This is a genomic window from Sphingopyxis sp. PAMC25046, from assembly GCF_004795895.1.
Lineage (GTDB): Bacteria > Pseudomonadota > Alphaproteobacteria > Sphingomonadales > Sphingomonadaceae > Sphingopyxis.
This window is the reverse complement of the sequence record NZ_CP039250.1, coordinates 163175-181729: the sequence shown is the minus strand read 5'-3', so window position 1 is coordinate 181729 and position 18555 is coordinate 163175. Positions and strand designations below refer to the sequence as shown.

The following is an 18555-nucleotide window of genomic DNA, read 5'->3' as shown; positions in this document are numbered from 1 at the left end:
TGTGCCGAAGGTCCCCCACGGCCCTGCCGCAGAGAGGATTTTCAGCGCGTCGCGCCGGGTTTCCAGAGGATGTCGCCACCCGCGGCGGCGTTGAGGTGGCGCGTGAGCACGAAAAGATGGTCCGACAGGCGGTTGAGATAAGCGAGCGCAAGCGGGTTGAGCTTGCACGCCGCCCCAGCCGCTACGCCCGCGCGTTCGGCGCGGCGCGTAACCGCGCGCGCGAGATGGAGGCGCGCTGCGGCCTCGGCCCCGCCGGGCAGAATGAAGCTTTTGAGCGGCGCGAGATTGTCGTTCATCGCGTCGATCTCGTCCTCCAGCCGCGCGATCTGGCTCGGCACGATGCGCAGCGCCATGTCGTGCGGACCGAAACCGAACTGGATGTCGGGCGGGGTCGCAAGGTCGGCGCCGAGGTCGAAGAGCTCGTTCTGGATACGCGACAGCATCGCGGCTTCGTAGCTTGTCGCGTCGAGCGCCGCGGCGGCGATTCCGATCGCACTGTTCGCTTCGTCGACGTCGCCGATCGCCGCCATCAGCGCGTCGGACTTGGCGATGCGCGAGCCGTCGACGAGGCCGGTCGTGCCGTCGTCGCCGGTGCGCGTGTAGATCTTGTTGAGCTTGACCATCGCCGGGCCTTAGCTTCCGGCAGCAAAAACGCCGATCAGCACGAGCAGGATGATGGTGATCGCCTGCCATTTCACGCGGGCCATCATCATCTTGTTCTGCATCATCTGATTTTCGCGCACGGTCCCATCCTGCTGGGCTTTGTGCCCCTGCGAGAAATAGAAGAGCCCCCGCGCGAGCGAGAAGAGGACGAAGCCGGCGGCGATCACGACGCCAAGGACGAGCAGGATTTCCATAGCCCCTATTTAGGGCTTCTGGAGCGAATAGCCAGCAGGAAGCCGGCCGGCGGCGAGATCGGCGGCGAGCGCGCGGCCGTCGACGCCCGCTTCGCGCAGCGCCTTCAGCGCGGCGGCGGCGTCGCGCTTGGCGAGCCGCTGGCCGTCCGCGCCGCAGACGAGCGCGTGGTGGCAATAAAGGGGAACGGGTAGCCCGAGCAGCGCCTGCAAGAGCCGGTGGGCGTCGGTGGAGGCGATCAGGTCGGCGCCGCGGATCACATGCGTCACCCCCATGCCGGCGTCGTCGAGCGTGCTCGCGAGATGATAGCTCGCGGGCGCATCCTTGCGCGCGAGGACAATGTCGCCGTGCGCGGCGGGATCGGCGGCGCGCAGCCCCTGCCCTTGCTCTTCCCAGACGAGATCGCCGGCCGCCGCCACTGCGCGCGCCATGTCGAGGCGCCAGCAATGGGGTTCCGCCGCCATCCGCCGGTCGCGTTCGCCCGCGGGCAGGGTACGGCAGGTGCCGGGATAGATCGCGCCGGACGGTCCATTTGGGGGCCCGTGCGGCGCCGACAGGCTGGCCGCGATGTCGGCGCGGGTGCAGAAGCAGGGGTAAACCAGGGCGCGCGCGCGGAGGTCATCGAGCGCGGCGGCATAGCTGCCGAGCCGGTCGGACTGGCGCACGGGATCGCCGTCCCAGTCGATGCCGAGCCAGTCGAGATCGGCGAGCGAGCCCGCGACATAGGCCTCGCGCGACCGGCTGCCGTCGATATCGTCGATGCGGATGCGGAATTTCCCGGCGGCCGAACGCGCGGCGGCATGCGCGAGCACCGCGCTATAGGCGTGGCCGAGGTGGAGCTCGCCGGTCGGGCTCGGAGCAAAACGCGTCAACATCGTCCTGCCCATGAATCCATATGCGGTATCGAGTCAAAGCGAATCATTCCATATCTTGCGGACAGAAGCCCCTTGACGGCAGAATCTGATAGGGCATGTAATGACAGTGTCACGCGCGGGAGGCAGTGGCGCGCCATCCCGTGAAGCAATGGGGGCAGCGTTATCTAGCCATGTTCCATCCCGATCTTGCCCGGCATCCCGATAGCTGTCCGGCGCTCGTCCTCAACGCAGACTATACGCCGCTGAGCTATTATCCGCTGAGCCTCTGGCCCTGGCAGACCGCAGTGAAGGCGGTATTCCTCGACCGGGTTACCATCGTCGAAAATTACGAACGCGAAATCCATTCGCCAACGCGAACGATGCCGATCCCGAGCGTGATCGCGCTCCGCCAATATGTGAAGCCGTCGGAGCATCCCGCCTTCACGCGCTTCAACCTGTTCCTGCGCGACCGTTTCGCGTGCCAATATTGCGGGTCGGGCAAGGACCTGACCTTCGATCATGTCGTGCCGCGCCGGCTGGGCGGGCGGACGACGTGGGAAAATGTCGCGACCGCCTGCGCCCCGTGCAACCTCAAGAAGGGCGGCCGCACCCCGCAACAGGCGCATATGCCGCTCTATCGCCAGCCGTGGCGCCCGACGAGCTGGCAGTTGCAGGACAATGGGCGGGCCTTCCCGCCGAATTATCTCCATACAAGCTGGATCGACTGGCTGTACTGGGATGTCGAACTCGAAGGCTGAACGGCGCGTAGGCATGCGCGACAGCATGGGTTCACCTCGATGGCACTAGGCGCCCGCCGATCATCGAAAAAGGAGAAACATCATGGTTCGCATTAACCGCATCCTCGCCGCGGGTGCGATCGCCGCCCCCCTGCTCGCCGGCTGCGCCACCATTCCTGCCGAACAGCCCGTGTCGGTCACCGGCAGCATCACCTATCGCGAGCGCGTCGCGCTGCCGCCGACGGCGCAGGTCGAAATCACCCTTGCCGACGTCAGCCTGGCCGATGCGCCGTCGACAACGATCGCGCGGCAAGCGTTCACCGCCGACGGGCGGCAGGTGCCCTTTGCCTTTTCGCTGACGGTCGACCAGCGCCCGCTCGATCCGCGCCACAGCTATGCGGTGTCCGCGCGCATCACCGATGCGTCGGGCAGGTTGATGTTCATCACCGATACGCGCAACTCTGTTACGTTCGATGGCCGCCGCGCGATCGATCTGGGCATGCTGACCCTCGTCAAGACGAACTGATCTTATAGGCGCATAGCTATGCGCCGCTTGACCCTGCACCTTCGCAGGTGCAGCAAGCGGCGCATGGGCCCACCGATCCAGATCTCGCAAAATCCCGACATCCGCTATTTGGGGCGGATCCTCGGCGACGTCATCCGCGCCTATGGCGGCGACAAATTGTTCCGCCAGACCGAATATATCCGCTCGTCGAGCGTCGACCGGCACCGCGGCATCGCGGGGGCCGAGGCGATCGATCCGGGGCTCGATGCGCTCAGCCTCGACGACACGATTTCCTTCGTGCGCGGCTTCATGCTGTTTTCGATGCTCGCCAACCTTGCCGAGGACCGGCAGGGGGTCGCCGCCGAACCCGAAGCGACCGTCGCGGCGGCGCTCGAAAAGCTGAAGGCCGACGGGATCGACGACGACGCGGTCGCCGCGCTGCTCGGCGCCTCGCTCGTCGCGCCGGTGCTCACCGCGCATCCGACCGAAGTGCGCCGCAAGTCGGTGCTCGACCACAAGAACCGCGTCGCCGAACTGATGCGGATGCGCGATGCCGGGCTCGACGAAACGCCCGAGGGCGATGTGATCGAGGACGCGATCCGGCGGCAGGTCGTGCTGCTGTGGCAAACGCGGCCGCTGCGCACGCAGAAATTGTTCGTCGCCGACGAGATCGACAATGCGCTGACCTATTTGCGCGACGTTTTCCTGCCCGTGGTGCCCAAGCTTTATGCGCGCTGGGAAAAGGAGCTGGGGCAGCGCCCCGCGAGCTTCCTGCGCGTCGGGAGCTGGATCGGCGGCGACCGCGACGGCAATCCCTTCGTCACCGCCGAAACGATGCGACAAGCGACGTCGCGCAACGCCGCGGCGGTGATCGGCCACTACATCGACCAGGTCCATGCGCTCGGCGCCGAGCTGTCGGTGTCGTCGAGCCTCGCGCCCGTGCCCGAGGCGGTCGAAGCGCTGGCGGAAGCGAGCGGCGACGCCGCGCCGAGCCGCGGCGACGAACCCTATCGCCGCGCGCTGTCGGGAATTTATGCGCGGCTGTCGGCCACCTATCTGGCGATCACCGGCAAGGCGCCGCCGCGCCCCGCCGCGCTGAAGGGCGAGGCCTATGCCACCCCCGCCGATTTCCGCCGCGACCTCGTCACCATCGCGAACGGCCTGTCGGCGAGCGGCAAGGGGCAGCTTGCGGGCATCGGCGCACTCGGGCGGCTGATCCGCGCGGTCGAGGTGTTCGGTTTTCACCTTGCGACGCTCGACATGCGGCAGAATAGCGCGGTCCACGAACGCGTGCTCGCCGAACTGCTGGCGGTATCGGGCGTGTGCGCCGACTATCTGGCGCTGGACGAAGCGGCGCGCGTCGCGCTGCTCACCGCCGAACTCGCGAGCGACCGGCCGCTCGCCGCACCGTGGCACGAGTGGAGCGAGGAAACCGCGGGCGAGCTTGCGATCGTCCATGCCGCCGCCGACGTGCGCGCGCGGCTCGGCAACGACGCGATCTGCCAGTGGATCATCAGCATGGCGCAGGACCTGTCCGACCTGCTCGAGGTCCATGTCCTCGCGCGCGAAGGCGGGCTGTGGCGGAGCGGCACCGACGCGGGCGCCAGCAATCTGATGGTCGTGCCGCTGTTCGAGACGATCGACGATTTGAGCCGCGCGCCCGACATCATGCGCCGCTATTTCGCGATGCCCGAAATCGGCCCGCAGGTCGGGGTGCGCGGGCATCAGGAAGTGATGATCGGCTATTCGGATTCGAACAAGGACGGCGGCTATTTCACCTCGACCTGGGGATTGCATCAGGCATCGCAGGCGCTGACGCCGGTGTTCGACGAGGCCGACACCGCGATGCAGCTGTTCCACGGCCGCGGCGGTGCGGTCGGGCGCGGGGGCGGCAGCGCCTTTGCCGCGATCCGCGCGCAGCCCGCGGGCACCGTGCAGGGCCGCATCCGCATCACCGAACAGGGCGAGGTGATCGCCGCCAAATATGGCACGATCGACAGCGCGGCGACCAATCTGGAGGCGATGGTGTCGGCGAGCCTGCTCGCGAGCCTCGAGCCCGAGAGCCTGGGCGGCGATGCGAGCGAGCACTTCACGGCCGCGATGGACGCGCTATCGGACACCGCCTTCGCCGCCTACCGCGACCTTGTCTATGGTACGCCGGCGTTCAAGGATTTCTTTCGCGCGATGACGCCGATCGCCGAGATTGCGACGCTCAAGATCGGATCGCGTCCGTCGAGCCGCAAGAAGAGCACGGCGATCGAGGATCTGCGCGCGATCCCCTGGGTGTTCAGCTGGGCGCAGGCGCGCACGATGCTGCCCGGCTGGTACGGCACCGGCGAGGCCTTCGCGGGCTTCGGCGACAAGGCGCTGCTCGCCGACATGGCGCAAAGCTCGCCCTTCTTTGCCGCGCTGCTCGGCAATATGGAAATGGTGCTCGCGAAGTCCGACATGGGGATCGCGGCGCGCTATGCAGAGCTGGCGAGCGAAGTCGACGGGCATGACGCGATCTTCGGCCGCATCAAGGATGGCTGGAACCGCGCGCACGACGGACTGCTGGAGATCACCGGGCAGACGCGGCTGCTCGAAAGGAACCCGGCGCTCGAGGCATCGATCCGGTTGCGGCTGCCCTATATCGAGCCGCTGAACCTGCTCCAGATCGAGCTGATGAAGCGGCATCGCGCGGGCGAGACCGACCCGCGGATCGCAGAGGGTATCCAGCTGACGATCAACGCGATCGCGACCGCGCTTCGGAACAGCGGATAAGCGCCCGCGCTCAGACCTTCGTAATCACCACTTCGCCCTTGGCGGTCGCGCCGTCGGGGGCAAAGTTGATGCGGAAGTCGGCGCCGTCCTTGTCCTTGCCCGCGAGCGTGTCGCCGGTGCGGGTGACCTTGACGCCCTTCTTCGCGAACTCGCCCGCCATCCAGTCGGCCGCCTTGGTCGGCGCGGCGGGCGAGGTGAAGCCGAGTTTGACCGTCGCCTTCTCGGCGCCATTCGTGTCGTTCGCATCGACGTCGACCTTGGTGACCTTGCTGCCCGGGTAGAGCTTGACCCCGTCGATATCGAAGTCGCTTTCGATATCGAGGTCGACGAAATCGGGGATGTCGATGTTGATCGCCGCGCCGTCGCCGCCGATCTTGAGATTGCCGCCGTCCTTGCCGGTGCGGATCTGGACCCCGCCATGCTCGTCGCCGGCGTTGATCGAGACTTCGGTACCCTCGCCGGATTTCTTCTCTTCCGAGCCGCAGGCGGCGAGGAGCATCATCGGGGGAATCAGGAAGGCGAGACGCATGGACAATCTCCTTGGTGCATTAGTTATGTAATACACCTTCGAGACAGGCGAGTCAAATTCCTCTTTCGTCACCCCGGACCTGATCCGGGGTCCCGCTATTCGACGCTACGAAGCGGGATGCCGGATCAAGTCCGGCATGACGAGAAAAGGGAAGTCAGGCGTCGATGCTGGTTTTCAAATCGCCGTGCACCAAGCCGCCGTCGACGGTGATCGTGTCGCCGACGACATAGTCTCCCGCCTTCGACGCAAGGAAGATCGCGGCGCCCGCCATGTCCTCGGGCACGCCGATACGCTTGACCGGGATGCTCTTTGCCACCGCGTCGCCATGGTCGCGCGCCGCCTTGTTCATGTCCGACTGGAAAGCGCCCGGCGCGATCGCGGTGACGATGATGTTGTCGGTGACCAGCCGCGCCGCCATGCGCTTGGTGAGGTAGAGGATCGCCGCCTTCGACGCGTGGTAGCTGTAGGTTTCCCACGGGTTGAGCCGCTGGCCATCGATCGAACCGATGTTGATGACCTTTGCGGGGCGGTCGGCGCTGCCGCCGGCCTTGAGGAGGCCGTGGAGCGCCTGCGTCAGGAAGAAGGGCGATTTGACGTTGATGTCCATCACCTTGTCCCAGCCCGCCTCGGGGAAACCCTCGAACGGTTCGCCCCATGCCGCGCCGGCATTGTTGACGAGGATGTCGAGGCGTTCCTCGCGCGCTTCGAGTTCCTTGGCGAGCGCGCGGCAGCCTTCGACGGTCGACAGGTCGACGGGCAGGCCGATGACCTTGCCCGGATAGCGAGTTTCGAAATCGGCGACGGCTTCCTCGATCTGCGCACTCTTGCGCGCCGAGATGTAGACGCGCGCGGCGCCCGCGGCGAGATAGCCCTCGACGATCATCTTGCCGATGCCGCGCGAGCCGCCGGTGACGAGCGCGATGCGGCCATCGAGACCGAACATTTCTTGAAGATTCATGTGTTTTCTCCCCCGGCTCAATAGCCGTTCATGCGAGCGACCTGGTCGATGTGGTAATGCACGTCGCCCATATATTCGGCGAGCGCGCGGTCGCGTTTCATGTAGAGGCCGATGTCATATTCGTCGGTCATGCCGATGCCGCCGTGCATCTGGACGCCTTCGCGCACCGCGAGGTTGGCGGCGCGGCCGGCCTTGGCCTTCGCGACCGAGACCATCAGCTTCGCGCCCTCGCTGCCTTCGTCGAGAAGCTGCTGCGCCTTCATCACCGTCGCGCGCGCGACTTCCATCTCGCCATAGAGATGCGCGGCGCGGTGCTGGAGGCCCTGGAACTCGCCGATCAGCTTGCCGAACTGCTTGCGTTCCTTGAGGTAATTGACCGTCATGTCCATCGCGCCCTGCCCGACGCCGACCATTTCGGCGGCGGCACCGGTGCGCGTCGCAGCGAGCAGCGCGTCGAGGATCTCGCCGCCGGCATCGACCTCGCCGATCACCGCGTCGGCATCGACCTCGACGCCGTCGAGCGTGACATGGCTCGCGAGGCTGGAGTCGACGAGACGGCGCGGATCGGCAGTCAGACCCTTCGCATCCTTCGGCACCGCGAACAAAGTGATGCCGCCGTCGGTCTTCGCCGCGACGATGCTCATGTCCGCGACATGGCCGTGGAGCACGAAGCTCTTCTTGCCGTCGAGGCGGAAACCGTTGCCGCTGCGCGTCGCGGTCGTCGCGATGCGCTCGGGGCGGTGCTTCGCGCCCTCGTCGATCGCGAGCGCGATGATCGCCTCGCCGCCCGCGATCGCGGGCAGCCAGCGGCCCGCCTGCGTGCCGCCCGCCTTCGCGAGCGCGGCGACCGCGCCGACGCTGGTCGCGAGGAAGGGCGACGGGGTCAGGTTGCGGCCGATTTCCTCGAGCACGATGCCCGCTTCCATATGCCCCATGCCGAGCCCGCCATGCGCCTCGGGCACCAGCATGCCGGGCAGGCCCATTTCGGTGAACTGCGCCCAGAGGTCGCGCGAGAAGCCGGTCGCATCGGCGCTGTCGCGCAGCTTGCGCAGATGCGAAACGGGGGCCTGTTCGGCCACGAAAGGCGCGACGCTGTCCTTGAGCATCGCCTGGTCGTCATTGTGATACAAAGGCATGGGTCAGGCTCCGGGCAAATCGAGGATGCGCTTGGCGATGACGTTGAGCATGACTTCGCTCGTCCCGCCTTCGATCGAATTGGCCTTGGTACGCAGCCAGCCGCGCGCGCGCGCGCCGCCCTTGGTCTCTTCGCTGTCCCATTCGAGCGCTTCGCTTCCGCCGCCCGACATCACGAGTTCGTGACGCCGCTTGTTGAGCTCGGTGCCGACATATTTCATCATGTTCGAGCTTGCCGGATGCGCGCGGCCGGTCTTCCACATGTCCATGAAACGCTCGCCCATCGCGCGGTACGCAAAGACGTCGACGTCGAACGCCGCCATTTCGGCGCGGAGGATCGGGTCGTCGAGTTCGCCCGCTTCATTCTTGCCGAACGCCTTGGCGAAAGCGCCGCCGATGCTGAGCATGTCGCCGCCCGCGCCGCCGCCCGAGATCATCTCGCGTTCGTGGCCGAGCAGATATTTGGCGACGTCCCAGCCGCGGTTGATCTCGCCGACATACTGCGTCTTCGGCACTTCGACATCGTCGAAGAAGGTCTCGCAGAAGGGCGAGTTGCCTGAAATCAGCAAGATCGGCTTGGTGGTGACGCCCTTGCTCTCCATGTCGAAGAGCATGAAGGTGATACCCTGATATTTGTTCGTCTTGTCGGTGCGGACGAGGCAGAAGATCCAGTCGGCCTTGTCGGCGTAGCTGGTCCAGATCTTCGACCCGTTGACGACCCAGTGATCGCCCTTGTCCTCGCCGAAGGTCTGCAAGCTGACGAGGTCGCTGCCCGAACCGGGTTCCGAATAGCCCTGGCACCAGCGGATTTCGCCGCGTGCGATCGGGTTCAGATAATGGACCTTCTGTTCCTCGGTGCCGAATTGCAGCAGCGCGGGGCCGAGCATCCAGATGCCGAAGCTGTCGAGCGGCGAGCGCGCCTTGATGCGCTTCATTTCCTGTTTGAGGATTTTGGTCTGCTCAGGCGTCAGTCCGGCGCCGCCATAGGGTTTGGGCCAGTCGGGTACGGTATAGCCCTTCGCGACGCAGGCATCGAGCCACGCTTTCTGGGCGGCATTCTTGAATTTGAAATTGCGCCCGCCCCAGCAGACGTCATCCTCGTCGCGGATCGGTTCGCGCATCTCGGCGGGGCAGTTTGCCTCCAGCCATTCGCGCACCTCGGTGCGGAAAGCGTCCAGTTCGCTCATCCTTTTGGCTCCTCTTCTGCCCCCAAATCTACGTCCGCTTCGCTACTTTACGCAAGCGTCAACTTGGCGCGCCGAAGCGACGCTACGGCGCCGTAACGGAAGGTCGAGGGCCGTTGACGGGGGCCGCTTCGCGCCTAAGCTAAGTGGCAAAAGAAAACGGGAGCAGAGGATATGCGATTCGCAGGCAAGGTCGCCGTCGTCACCGGCGCGGCATCGGGTATCGGCAAGGCATCGGTGCTGAAACTGGCAAGCGAAGGCGCGCATGTCTTCGCCGCCGACATCGACGAGGCGGGCGGGAAAGCGCTCGCCGAACAATCGAACGGCAAGATCGACTTCGTGCGCTGCGACGTCACCGTCCCGGCCGATATCGAAGCCCTGATGAACGCCGCCGCCGAGAAGGCCGGCGGGATCGACATCGTGTTCAACAATGCTGCCGCGGGCGGCGACCGCGCGCCGATCGACGAGATCAGTCCCGAAGGCTGGGACCGCACGATGGATCTGGTGCTCAAATCGGTCGCGATGGGCATCCGCTACGCCGCGCCGTACATGAAGGGCCGCAAGGGCGCATCGATCGTCAATACCGCGAGCGTCGCGGCATTGGGTGCGGGCTATTCGCCTATCGCCTATGCGGTGGCGAAGGCGGGCGTGCTGCATCTCTCCAAGGTCGCGGCGACCGACCTCGCCCAATATGGCATCCGCGTGAACGCGATCTGCCCCGGCTTCATCAACACCAATATCTTCACCGCCTCGCTCGAGGTTCCGGGCGAGCTCAAGACGCAGGCCAATGCCGTGATCGCCGAGATGAGCGCGAACGCGCAGCCCGTCGCGCGCGGCGGCCAGCCCGAGGACATCGCGAACGCGGTCGCCTATCTCGCCAGCGAGGAAAGCTCCTTCATGACGGGCACCCACCTGCTCGTCGACGGCGGGCTGACGATCGGCCAGCGCCATGCGTGGGACAAGGAAACGCCGGGCATGTTCGACGCCCTGCTCGCAATGGAGGAAGCGGCGAAAGCCGGAGCCGCCGCGTGAGTGCGGCGAGTATCGCGGCACCCAAAGCCGAACGCCTGCCCGTCTGGCTGAAGGTCACGCACGGGCTCGGCAGCATCGCATACGGCGTCAAGGACAACGGGTTTTCGACCTTCCTGCTGCTCTTCTACAACCAGGTGATCGGGCTCGACGCGGGGATCGTCGGGTTCGCGATCATGGTCGCGCTGATCGCCGACGCTTTCGTCGATCCGGTGATCGGCGAACTCACCGATCGCACGCGCAGCCGCTGGGGCCGTCGCCTGCCATGGCTCTATTTCGCGCCGATCCCGCTTGCGGTCGCATGGATGCTGCTGTGGAGCCCGCCGTCGGAGATGAGCGACGCGATGACGATCGGCTGGCTGATCGGCTTTGCGATCATCGTCCGCTCGCTCGTGTCGATGTGCGAAGTGCCTTCGGTCGCGATCGTTCCCGAGCTTTCGTCCGATTATGACGAACGCACCGTCGTGATGCGCTATCGCTATTTGTTCGGCTGGGGCGGCGGATTGCTGATCCTCTGGCTCGCCTACGCGATCTTCTTCAACGGCGAACTCGGCCTCGTCGATCCGGCGGGCTATTTTCCCTATGCGCTGACCGGCGCGCTGCTGATGGCGGGCGCGGTGCTGCTTTCGGCGGCGGGACAGCACAGCCGTATCGCGGTGTCGAACCTCGACCAGCCGAAGCCGGCGGCGAAGCTCAGCCATGTCTTGCGTGACATGCGCGACACGCTTTCGAACCGCGCCTTTTTGTGGCTGACCTTCGCGGCGCTCTTCGCCTTCATCAATCAGGGCATAACCTTCTCGATGACCAATTATCTGCTCGGCTTTTTCTGGCAGCTGACCGGAGCGGAGATGAGCCTTTACGTCTTCCTGCTGTTCGGAACGATGATCGCCGCCTTCCTGCTTGTCGCGCCGCTGTCGGCAAAGATGGGCAAGAAGGGCGGCGCGATCCTCGCGGGCGCAATCGCGCTGCTCGTCAACAGCGGCATGTATCTGATGTGGATTCAGGACATATTCCCCGGCCTGCCGGGCAAGCCCAGCGTCCCAGCCTTTTTCGGTCTGGTCTTCGTCGGCAACAGCTTCTCGATCATCCTGATGATCCTCTCCTCGTCGATGATGGCCGATGTCGTCGAGGCGTCGCAGGGAGAGACCGGGCGGCGGTCGGAGGGCCTGTTCTTTGCGGGCTATTTCTTCATGCAGAAATGCGCGACGGGGATCGGCATCTTCTTTGCGGGGCAGATCCTGTCCTTTGCCGCCTTCCCGGCGAACGCCAAACCCGGCGAGGTCGGGGGCACGGTGCTGGGCGACCTTGCGCTCGGCTACGCGCTCGCGGTGCTGGTGATCGGCACGCTGGGGCTGATCGTGATGCGCAAATTCCCGATCTCGCGCGCCGACCATGAAGCGCGGCTGGCGCTGCTCGACGATGCGGCGCGCGGCGAACCCGATGCCACCGGCGCGCATCCCTGAGCCAAAACTGCGCGCCATGACCAAATGAGGTAATTTTCGGACCGCGGGACTTGGCAAGACCGCCGAATCGGTCCAAAGGTTTACGTGAACGTAAAGGGAAGGATGCGGAGATGGATTTCGATCTCACCGACCGGCAGGTCTATTGGCGCGACCGGGTGCGCGATTTCATCGAGCGCAAGGTGCGCCCCGCCGTCCCCACCTATTATGAGCAGGACAAGGCGGGCGACCGCTGGAAGGTCATCCAGATCGTCGAGGATCTGAAGGCCGAGGCGAAGGAAGCTGGCATCTGGAACCTGTTCATGCCGCCGCGCAGCGCAGCGCACCACCATGTCGACGAGACGTTCGAGTTCGAGGGGCCCGGCCTCACCAACCTCGAATATGCGCTGTGCGCCGAGGAAATGGGCCGCGTCGGCTTCGCGAGCGAGGTGTTCAACTGCTCGGCGCCCGACACCGGCAATATGGAGGTGTTCCACCGCTATGGCACGCGCGCGCAGAAGGACAAATATCTCGGCCGGCTGATGAACGGCGAGATCCGCTCGGCGTTCCTGATGACCGAACCGCGCGTCGCCTCGTCCGATGCGACCAACATCGAGACGCGGATCGAGCGCGACGGCGACGATTATGTGATCAACGGTCGCAAATGGTGGTCGTCGGGCGCCGGCGATCCGCGCTGCGAGGTCGCGATCGTGATGGGCAAGACCGATTTCGCGGCGAAGCGCCACGCGCAGCAGTCGATGGTGCTGATGCCGCTGAATGCCCCCGGCGTGAACATCCTGCGCCACCTGCCGGTCTTCGGTTATGACGATGCGCCGCACGGCCATATGGAAATCGAGCTGAAGGACGTTCGCGTCAACGCCGAGGATGCTATGCTGCTCGGCGAAGGGCGCGGTTTCGAGATCGCGCAGGGGCGCCTCGGGCCGGGCCGCATCCACCATTGCATGCGCACGATCGGCGTGGCGGAGGAGGCGATCGCCAAGATGGCGAAGCGGCTGCAGTCGCGCGTCGCCTTTGGCAAGAAGGTCGCCGAATACAGCATCTGGGAACATCGCCTTGCGCGCGCGCGCATCGACATCGAGATGACGCGCCTCCTCTGCCTCAAGGCCGCCGACATGATGGACAAGGTCGGCAACAAGACCGCCGCGGCCGAGATCGCGATGATCAAGGTGCAGGCGCCGAACATGGCGCTCAAGATCATCGACGACGCGATCCAGGCGCATGGCGGCGCGGGCGTCAGCGAAGATTTCGGGCTGGCCAAGGCCTATGCGCACCAGCGCACCCTGCGCCTTGCCGACGGGCCCGACGAGGTCCACGAACGCGCGATCGCGCGCATCGAATTCGCCAAGCACAGCGAAGCGAGCGATCCGGGTTTTTCGTCGGGCGATATCGGCGTTTCGCGTTAAAACCAGAACCGGAGAGATAGTGTGACCAAAGCCGCGATCCTGATCGAGCCGGGCAAGCCATTGTCCGTCGAGGACGTCGTCGTTGCCGACTGCGGCCCGCATGAGGTGCGCATCCGCACCGCGGCGTGCGGGCTTTGCCATTCGGACCTGCATTTCATCGACGGCGCCTATCCGCACCCGCTCCCCGCGATCCCCGGCCATGAGGCGGCGGGCATCGTCGAGGCGGTCGGCAGCGAAGTACGCACGGTGAAGGTCGGCGACGCGGTCGTCACCTGCCTGTCGGCTTTCTGCGGTCACTGCGAGTTTTGCGTTAGCGGGCGCATGTCTTTGTGCATGGGCGGCGACACGCGGCGGCCGGCGGGATCGGCGCCGCGCATCACGCGCCCCGACGGATCGCCGGTGAACCAGATGCTCAACCTCTCGGCCTTTTCGGAGACGATGCTCGTCCACGAACATGCGTGCGTCGCGATCGACCCCGACATGCCGCTCGACCGCGCCGCGGTGATCGGCTGCGCGGTGACGACGGGCGCGGGCACGATCTTCAACGCGTGCAAGGTGACGCCGGGCGAGACCGTCGCGGTCGTCGGCTGCGGCGGCGTTGGCCTCGCGACGATCAACGCCGCGAAGATCGCGGGTGCGGGGCGCATCATCGCCGCCGATCCGGTTCCCGAAAAGCGCGAACTGGCGAAGAAGCTGGGCGCGACCGATGTCGTCGATGCGCTATCGGACGACGCCGCGAAGCAGATCGTTGAAATCAGCAAGGGCGGCGTCGACCATGCGATCGAGGCCGTGGGGCGTCCCGCCTCGGCGAGCCTCGCGGTCGCGTCGCTCCGCCGCGGCGGCACCGCGACGATCCTCGGCATGATGCCGCTCGCCGAGAAGGTCGGCCTCAGCGCAATGGACCTGCTTTCGGGCAAGAAACTGCAGGGCGCGATCATGGGCGGCAACCGCTTCCCCGTCGACATCCCGCGCCTCGTCGATTTCTACCTGCGCGGGCTGCTCGACCTCGACTCGATCGTCGCCGAGACGATCTCGCTCGCCAAGGTCAACGAAGGCTTCGACAAGATGCGAAAGGGCGACGCCGCACGGTCGGTGATCGTGTTCGACCAGTGATGGCGCATTTCCCCCAATCCTCCCCGTCGAAGATGGGGAGGGGGACCGGCCGCAGGCTGGTGGAGGGGCAGCGAGCGCAGCTCGCCTCCTTCTTCGGCGGCCCCTCCACCATGCTTCGCATGGTCCCCCTCCCCACGCTTCGCGCAGGGAGGAACGCATGACCTTGGACGCGCAAAAGGCCTTCAGCGGCACCGTCGCGCCCGAGGGCGCCGATGTGCTCGACGAGGCGAAGCTGACCGCATGGATGGAAGCCAATGTCGAGGGCTTCGAAGGCCCGCTGACGCAGGGCAAGTTCGCCGGCGGCCAGTCGAACCCGACGTACAAGATTTCGGCGCCGTCGGGCAATTATGTGCTGCGCCGCAAGCCCTTCGGCCCACTGCTGCCCTCGGCGCATGCGGTCGATCGCGAGTATAAGGTGCAGGCAGGCCTGCATAAAATGGGCTTCCCCGTCGCGCGCCAATATGGCCTCTGCACCGATGATTCGGTGGTCGGCAGCTGGTTCTATGTGATGGGGATGGTCGACGGCCATACGATCTGGGATGGCGCGATGCCCGGATCGACGCCGGAGAACCGCCGCGCGACCTATGAGGCGATGATCGATACACTCGCTGCGCTGCACAGCGTCGATATCGAAGCGGCTGGGCTCAGCGACTTCGGCAAACCCGGCAATTATTTCGGGCGCCAGGTCGATCGCTGGACCAAGCAGTACCGCCTCTCCGAAACCGAGACGATGGACGAGATGGAGCAGCTGATCGCGTGGCTGCCCGCGACCTTGCCCGAGCAGACGCGTACCAGCGTCGTCCACGGCGATTACCGCATCGACAATATGATCTTTGCGAAGGACCGCCCAGAGGTGCTCGCGGTCCTCGACTGGGAGCTGTCGACGCTCGGCGATCCACTCGCCGATTTCACCTATGTCGCGATGGCGTGGGTCACCGAGAATGGCGGACGCTCGGGCGTTTCGGACCTCGATCGCAAGGCGCTCGGCATTCCCGAACTCGACGAGATGGTCGAACGCTATTGCCAAGCCACGGGCCGCGACGGGGTGCCCGACATGAACTGGTATTTCGCCTATAATTTCTTCCGCCTCGCGGGAATCATCCAGGGCATCAAGAAGCGCGTGATCGAAGGCACCGCCTCGTCGCAGCACGCGAAAGACATGTCCGAACGCGTCCGTCCGCTCGCCGAAAAGGCGTGGGACTTCGCACGAAAGGCCGGCGCATGAGCCTGTTCGACATGACCGGGCAGGTCGCGCTGATCACCGGATCGTCGCGCGGCATCGGCAAGGCGACCGCCGAAGCGATGGCCGAGCAGGGCGCGAAGGTCGTGATTTCAAGCCGCAAGCAGGATGCTTGCGACGCCACCGCAGCGGAGATCAACGCCAAGTTCGGCGAGGGCACGGCGATTTCGGTCGCCGCGAACATCTCGTCAAAGGACGATCTCCAGAACCTCGTGAACGAGACGCGCGCCGTCTTCGGCAAGATCACCGCGCTCGTCTGCAACGCCGCGTCGAACCCCTATTATGGTCCCGGGCTCGGGATCAGCGACGACCAGTTCCGCAAGATCATGGACAATAATATCCTGTCCAACCACTGGCTGATTTCGATGGTCGCGCCCGAAATGCTCGAATGCGGCGAAGGGTCGATCACGATCATCAGCTCGATCGGCGGGCTCAAGGGATCGCCGATCATCGGCGCCTATGGCATTTCGAAGGCCGCCGACATGCAGGTTGCGCGCAATTTCTCGGTCGAATTCGGGCCGCGCGGCGTGCGCGTCAACTGCATCGCGCCGGGCCTGATCCGCACCGACATGGCGCGCGCCTTGTGGGAAAATCCCGAGAATCTCAAACGCTCGACCGCGGCATCGACGCTGAAGCGCATCGGCGAGCCGCACGAAATTGCGGGCGCCGCGGTCTTCCTTGCCAGCAAGGCGGGGGCATTCACCACCGGCCAGACCATCGTGTGCGATGGCGGAGCCACGATTTCGGGAGGCGCATGATGGGCGCGTTGGACGGCAAGGTTGCGATCATCACGGGTGCGGGCAGCGGCATCGGCCGCGCGAGCGCGCTGCGCTTCGCCGCCGAAGGCGCGAAGCTGGTCATCGGCGACAAGACGGCGGCGGTGCATGACACGGCGAAGCTGGTGAAGGATGCCGGCGGCGAAGTCGTCGCGCTCGAGATCGACGCGGGCGTCGAGGCCGATGTCGCCTCGCTCGTCGCGGCCGCTAAGGATAATTTCGGCGCACTCGACGTCGCCTTCGCGAACGCCGGGATCATCGGCGACATGGGCGGGATCTTCGATTTCGATCCCGCCCAATGGGCCGAAACGCTGCGCGTCAACCTGATCGGCCCCGCGCTGATGGTGAAGCACGCCGGCAAGGCGATGGTCGACCAGGGCCGCGGCGGCGCGATCGTGCTGACCGCGAGTGTCGCGGGGATCAATTCGGGCGCGGGTCCCGGCGCCTATTCGGCGTCGAAGGCGGGGGTGATCAACCTCGCGAAGGTCGCGGCGCAGCAGCTGTCGACCAGCGGCGTGCGCGTCAATGCGGTGTGCCCCGGCCTTACCGAAACGGGGATGACCAAGCCGACCTTCGACTATGCGCGCGCCAAGGAGGTCACGCACAAGCTCGGTCAGCTCAACCCGCTCCGCCGCGCGGCGCAGCCCGAGGAGCTCGCCAATGTCGCACTGTTCCTCGCGAGCGATCAGGCGAGCTATGTCAACGGGCAGGCGATCGCGGTCGATGGCGGCCTCACCAGCTCGCATCCGGTGACGCGCCAGTTGCTTGGCCAGACCTCGCACTGATAGGCAGCCACGCATGACACATGGATTCGACACGACGCGGCTGGGCCGCATCCCCGCCTTTCTCGCCGCCAAATATGTCGACACCGGTCGGCTGCCGCACGCGGCGACGCTCGTGTCGCGGCGCGGCGAGATCGCGCATCGCTCGTGCATCGGCGAAGCGCGGCCGGGCGAAGCGCTGAAGGAGGATGCAATCTTCCGGATCGCGAGCATGACCAAGCCGATCACCAGCATCGCCTTCATGATGCTGGTCGAGGAGGGCAAGGTCGCGCTGTCGGATCCGCTGGTCAAATTTTGTCCCGAATTCAAGGACACCGGCGTCTTCGTTGCGGGCGGTGGCAACGTCCCGTTCCTGACGCGGCCGCCGGCGCAGCCGATCCGCATGGTCGACCTGCTGCGCCACACCGCGGGGCTGACCTATGGTTTCCAGGAGCGCACCCCGGTCGATGCCGCCTATCGCAAGGCGCGGATCGACGATTTCGACGCCGATTATGCGATGGACAGCTTCATCGCCGACCTCGCGAAAATCCCGCTGCAATTCGACCCCGGCGCGCACTGGAATTATTCGATGGCGACCGATGTGCTCGGCGCGGTGATCGAGCGGATCGAGGGCAAACCCTTTGGCGACGTGCTGCAAGAGCGCATCTGCGGCCCGCTCGGCATGGTCGATACCGGGTTCAAGGTGCCCGCCGACCAGCAGCACCGCCTGACCGACGCCTATGCTTTTCACCCCAAGGACAAGATGCAGGGCTTCGACGGCGGCGCGCGCAGCCGCTGGGCGAAGGATCGCAGCTTCCACTCGGGCGGCGGCGGGCTTGCCTCGACGCTCGATGATTATCACCGCTTCTGCCTGATGCTGCTCGGCGGCGGCAAATATGGCGATGTGCGGATCGTCAGCCGCAAGACGCTCGACCTGATGACGTCGAACCACCTTGTCGGCGGCGGCGATTTGACCCAGCATAGCGTCGGCATTTTTTCCGAAGACGAGAATGCCGGGGTCGGCTTCGGGCTCGGCTTTGCGGTCACGCTCGACCCGGCGCGCGCGGGCATTCCCGGCTCGGCGGGCGACTTTTACTGGGGCGGCATGTTCTCGACCGGCTTCTTCGTCGATCCGGTCGAGGAAATCTGCATGGTCTTCATGACCCAGCTCATGCCCTCCTCCACCTATCCCGTGCGGCGCGAGGTCAAGACGCTGATCCACGCCGCGATTGATGACTGACATTTAGACCCAAG

Annotated in this window: 18 protein-coding genes; 11 read left to right on the top strand and 7 right to left on the bottom strand. The window is 65.6% G+C overall.

What is annotated here, in order from left to right:
• Positions 1-41 precede the first annotated feature (41 nt).
• From E5675_RS00890 to gluQRS, 3 genes are read right to left on the bottom strand one after another with little or no spacing between them, the layout of a single operon-like run.
• A complete protein-coding gene (locus E5675_RS00890) occupies positions 42-623 on the bottom strand; it encodes a cob(I)yrinic acid a,c-diamide adenosyltransferase (RefSeq protein WP_136173029.1) in 582 nt (193 codons plus the stop codon).
• 9 nt (positions 624-632) lie between these two features.
• The gene (locus E5675_RS00885; RefSeq protein WP_136173028.1) at positions 633-857 is read right to left on the bottom strand and encodes an HIG1 domain-containing protein; all 225 of its coding nucleotides are present in this window, start codon (positions 855-857) and stop codon (positions 633-635) included.
• A 9-nt stretch (positions 858-866) separates the two neighbouring features.
• Positions 867-1730 carry a tRNA glutamyl-Q(34) synthetase GluQRS gene (gene gluQRS, locus E5675_RS00880; protein WP_210727585.1) on the bottom strand — a complete coding sequence of 288 codons (864 nt, stop codon included), beginning with the start codon at positions 1728-1730 and terminating at the stop codon, positions 867-869.
• Positions 1731-1900: 170 nt separating this feature from the next.
• Here gluQRS and E5675_RS00875 point away from each other — a divergent pair, with 170 nt between their 5' ends.
• From E5675_RS00875 to ppc, 3 genes are all read left to right on the top strand, one after another.
• Positions 1901-2467 carry an HNH endonuclease gene (locus E5675_RS00875; RefSeq protein ID WP_037553138.1) on the top strand — a complete coding sequence of 189 codons (567 nt, stop codon included), beginning with the start codon at positions 1901-1903 and terminating at the stop codon, positions 2465-2467.
• Positions 2468-2549: 82 nt separating this feature from the next.
• The gene (locus tag E5675_RS00870; protein WP_136173026.1) at positions 2550-2972 is read left to right on the top strand and encodes a YbaY family lipoprotein; all 423 of its coding nucleotides are present in this window, start codon (positions 2550-2552) and stop codon (positions 2970-2972) included.
• 63 nt (positions 2973-3035) lie between these two features.
• Entirely contained in the window at positions 3036-5714 is a 2679-nt protein-coding gene (gene ppc / locus E5675_RS00865; protein ID WP_136173025.1) for a phosphoenolpyruvate carboxylase, read from the top strand.
• Positions 5715-5724: 10 nt separating this feature from the next.
• On the opposite strand, the gene E5675_RS00860 is transcribed toward ppc, so the two are convergent.
• The 4 genes from E5675_RS00860 to E5675_RS00845 all read right to left on the bottom strand — a co-directional run bounded on the left by E5675_RS00860 (position 5725) and on the right by E5675_RS00845 (position 9522).
• Positions 5725-6243 (bottom strand): hypothetical protein, encoded by a 519-nt coding sequence (locus tag E5675_RS00860; protein WP_136173024.1) that lies wholly within the window; start codon positions 6241-6243, stop codon positions 5725-5727.
• A 154-nt stretch (positions 6244-6397) separates the two neighbouring features.
• On the bottom strand, positions 6398-7201 hold the full coding sequence (locus tag E5675_RS00855) for an SDR family oxidoreductase (protein WP_136173023.1): 804 nt from the start codon (positions 7199-7201) through the stop codon (positions 6398-6400).
• Between the two features lie 17 nt (positions 7202-7218).
• Positions 7219-8337: an acyl-CoA dehydrogenase family protein gene (locus tag E5675_RS00850; protein WP_136173022.1), complete on the bottom strand. Its 1119-nt coding sequence runs from the start codon at positions 8335-8337 to the stop codon at positions 7219-7221.
• A gap of 3 nt (positions 8338-8340) precedes the next feature.
• Positions 8341-9522: an acyl-CoA dehydrogenase family protein gene (locus E5675_RS00845; protein WP_136173021.1), complete on the bottom strand. Its 1182-nt coding sequence runs from the start codon at positions 9520-9522 to the stop codon at positions 8341-8343.
• A 171-nt stretch (positions 9523-9693) separates the two neighbouring features.
• On the opposite strand from E5675_RS00845, the gene E5675_RS00840 reads away from it, so the two are divergent.
• The 8 genes from E5675_RS00840 to E5675_RS00805 all read left to right on the top strand — a co-directional run bounded on the left by E5675_RS00840 (position 9694) and on the right by E5675_RS00805 (position 18541).
• Complete coding sequence (locus E5675_RS00840) at positions 9694-10551, top strand: SDR family oxidoreductase (protein WP_136173020.1); 858 nt, start codon at positions 9694-9696, stop codon at positions 10549-10551.
• The gene (locus E5675_RS00835; protein WP_168707772.1) at positions 10548-12011 is read left to right on the top strand and encodes an MFS transporter; all 1464 of its coding nucleotides are present in this window, start codon (positions 10548-10550) and stop codon (positions 12009-12011) included. Before E5675_RS00840 ends, E5675_RS00835 begins: the two co-directional genes overlap by 4 nt.
• Positions 12012-12121: 110 nt before the next feature.
• Complete coding sequence (locus E5675_RS00830; protein ID WP_136173018.1) at positions 12122-13411, top strand: acyl-CoA dehydrogenase family protein; 1290 nt, start codon at positions 12122-12124, stop codon at positions 13409-13411.
• Positions 13412-13432: 21 nt separating this feature from the next.
• The gene (locus E5675_RS00825; protein ID WP_136173017.1) at positions 13433-14524 is read left to right on the top strand and encodes a Zn-dependent alcohol dehydrogenase; all 1092 of its coding nucleotides are present in this window, start codon (positions 13433-13435) and stop codon (positions 14522-14524) included.
• A 157-nt stretch (positions 14525-14681) separates the two neighbouring features.
• Positions 14682-15749: a phosphotransferase family protein gene (locus tag E5675_RS00820; RefSeq protein WP_136173016.1), complete on the top strand. Its 1068-nt coding sequence runs from the start codon at positions 14682-14684 to the stop codon at positions 15747-15749.
• Entirely contained in the window at positions 15746-16522 is a 777-nt protein-coding gene (locus E5675_RS00815; RefSeq protein WP_136173015.1) for an SDR family oxidoreductase, read from the top strand. The genes E5675_RS00820 and E5675_RS00815 overlap by 4 nt, the downstream gene beginning before the upstream one ends.
• Positions 16522-17325, top strand: coding sequence for an SDR family NAD(P)-dependent oxidoreductase (locus tag E5675_RS00810; protein WP_136176276.1), 804 nt, complete (start codon positions 16522-16524; stop codon positions 17323-17325). Before E5675_RS00815 ends, E5675_RS00810 begins: the two co-directional genes overlap by 1 nt.
• A gap of 13 nt (positions 17326-17338) precedes the next feature.
• Positions 17339-18541 (top strand): serine hydrolase domain-containing protein, encoded by a 1203-nt coding sequence (locus E5675_RS00805; RefSeq protein ID WP_136173014.1) that lies wholly within the window; start codon positions 17339-17341, stop codon positions 18539-18541.
• The last annotated feature ends 14 nt before the right edge of the window (positions 18542-18555 follow it).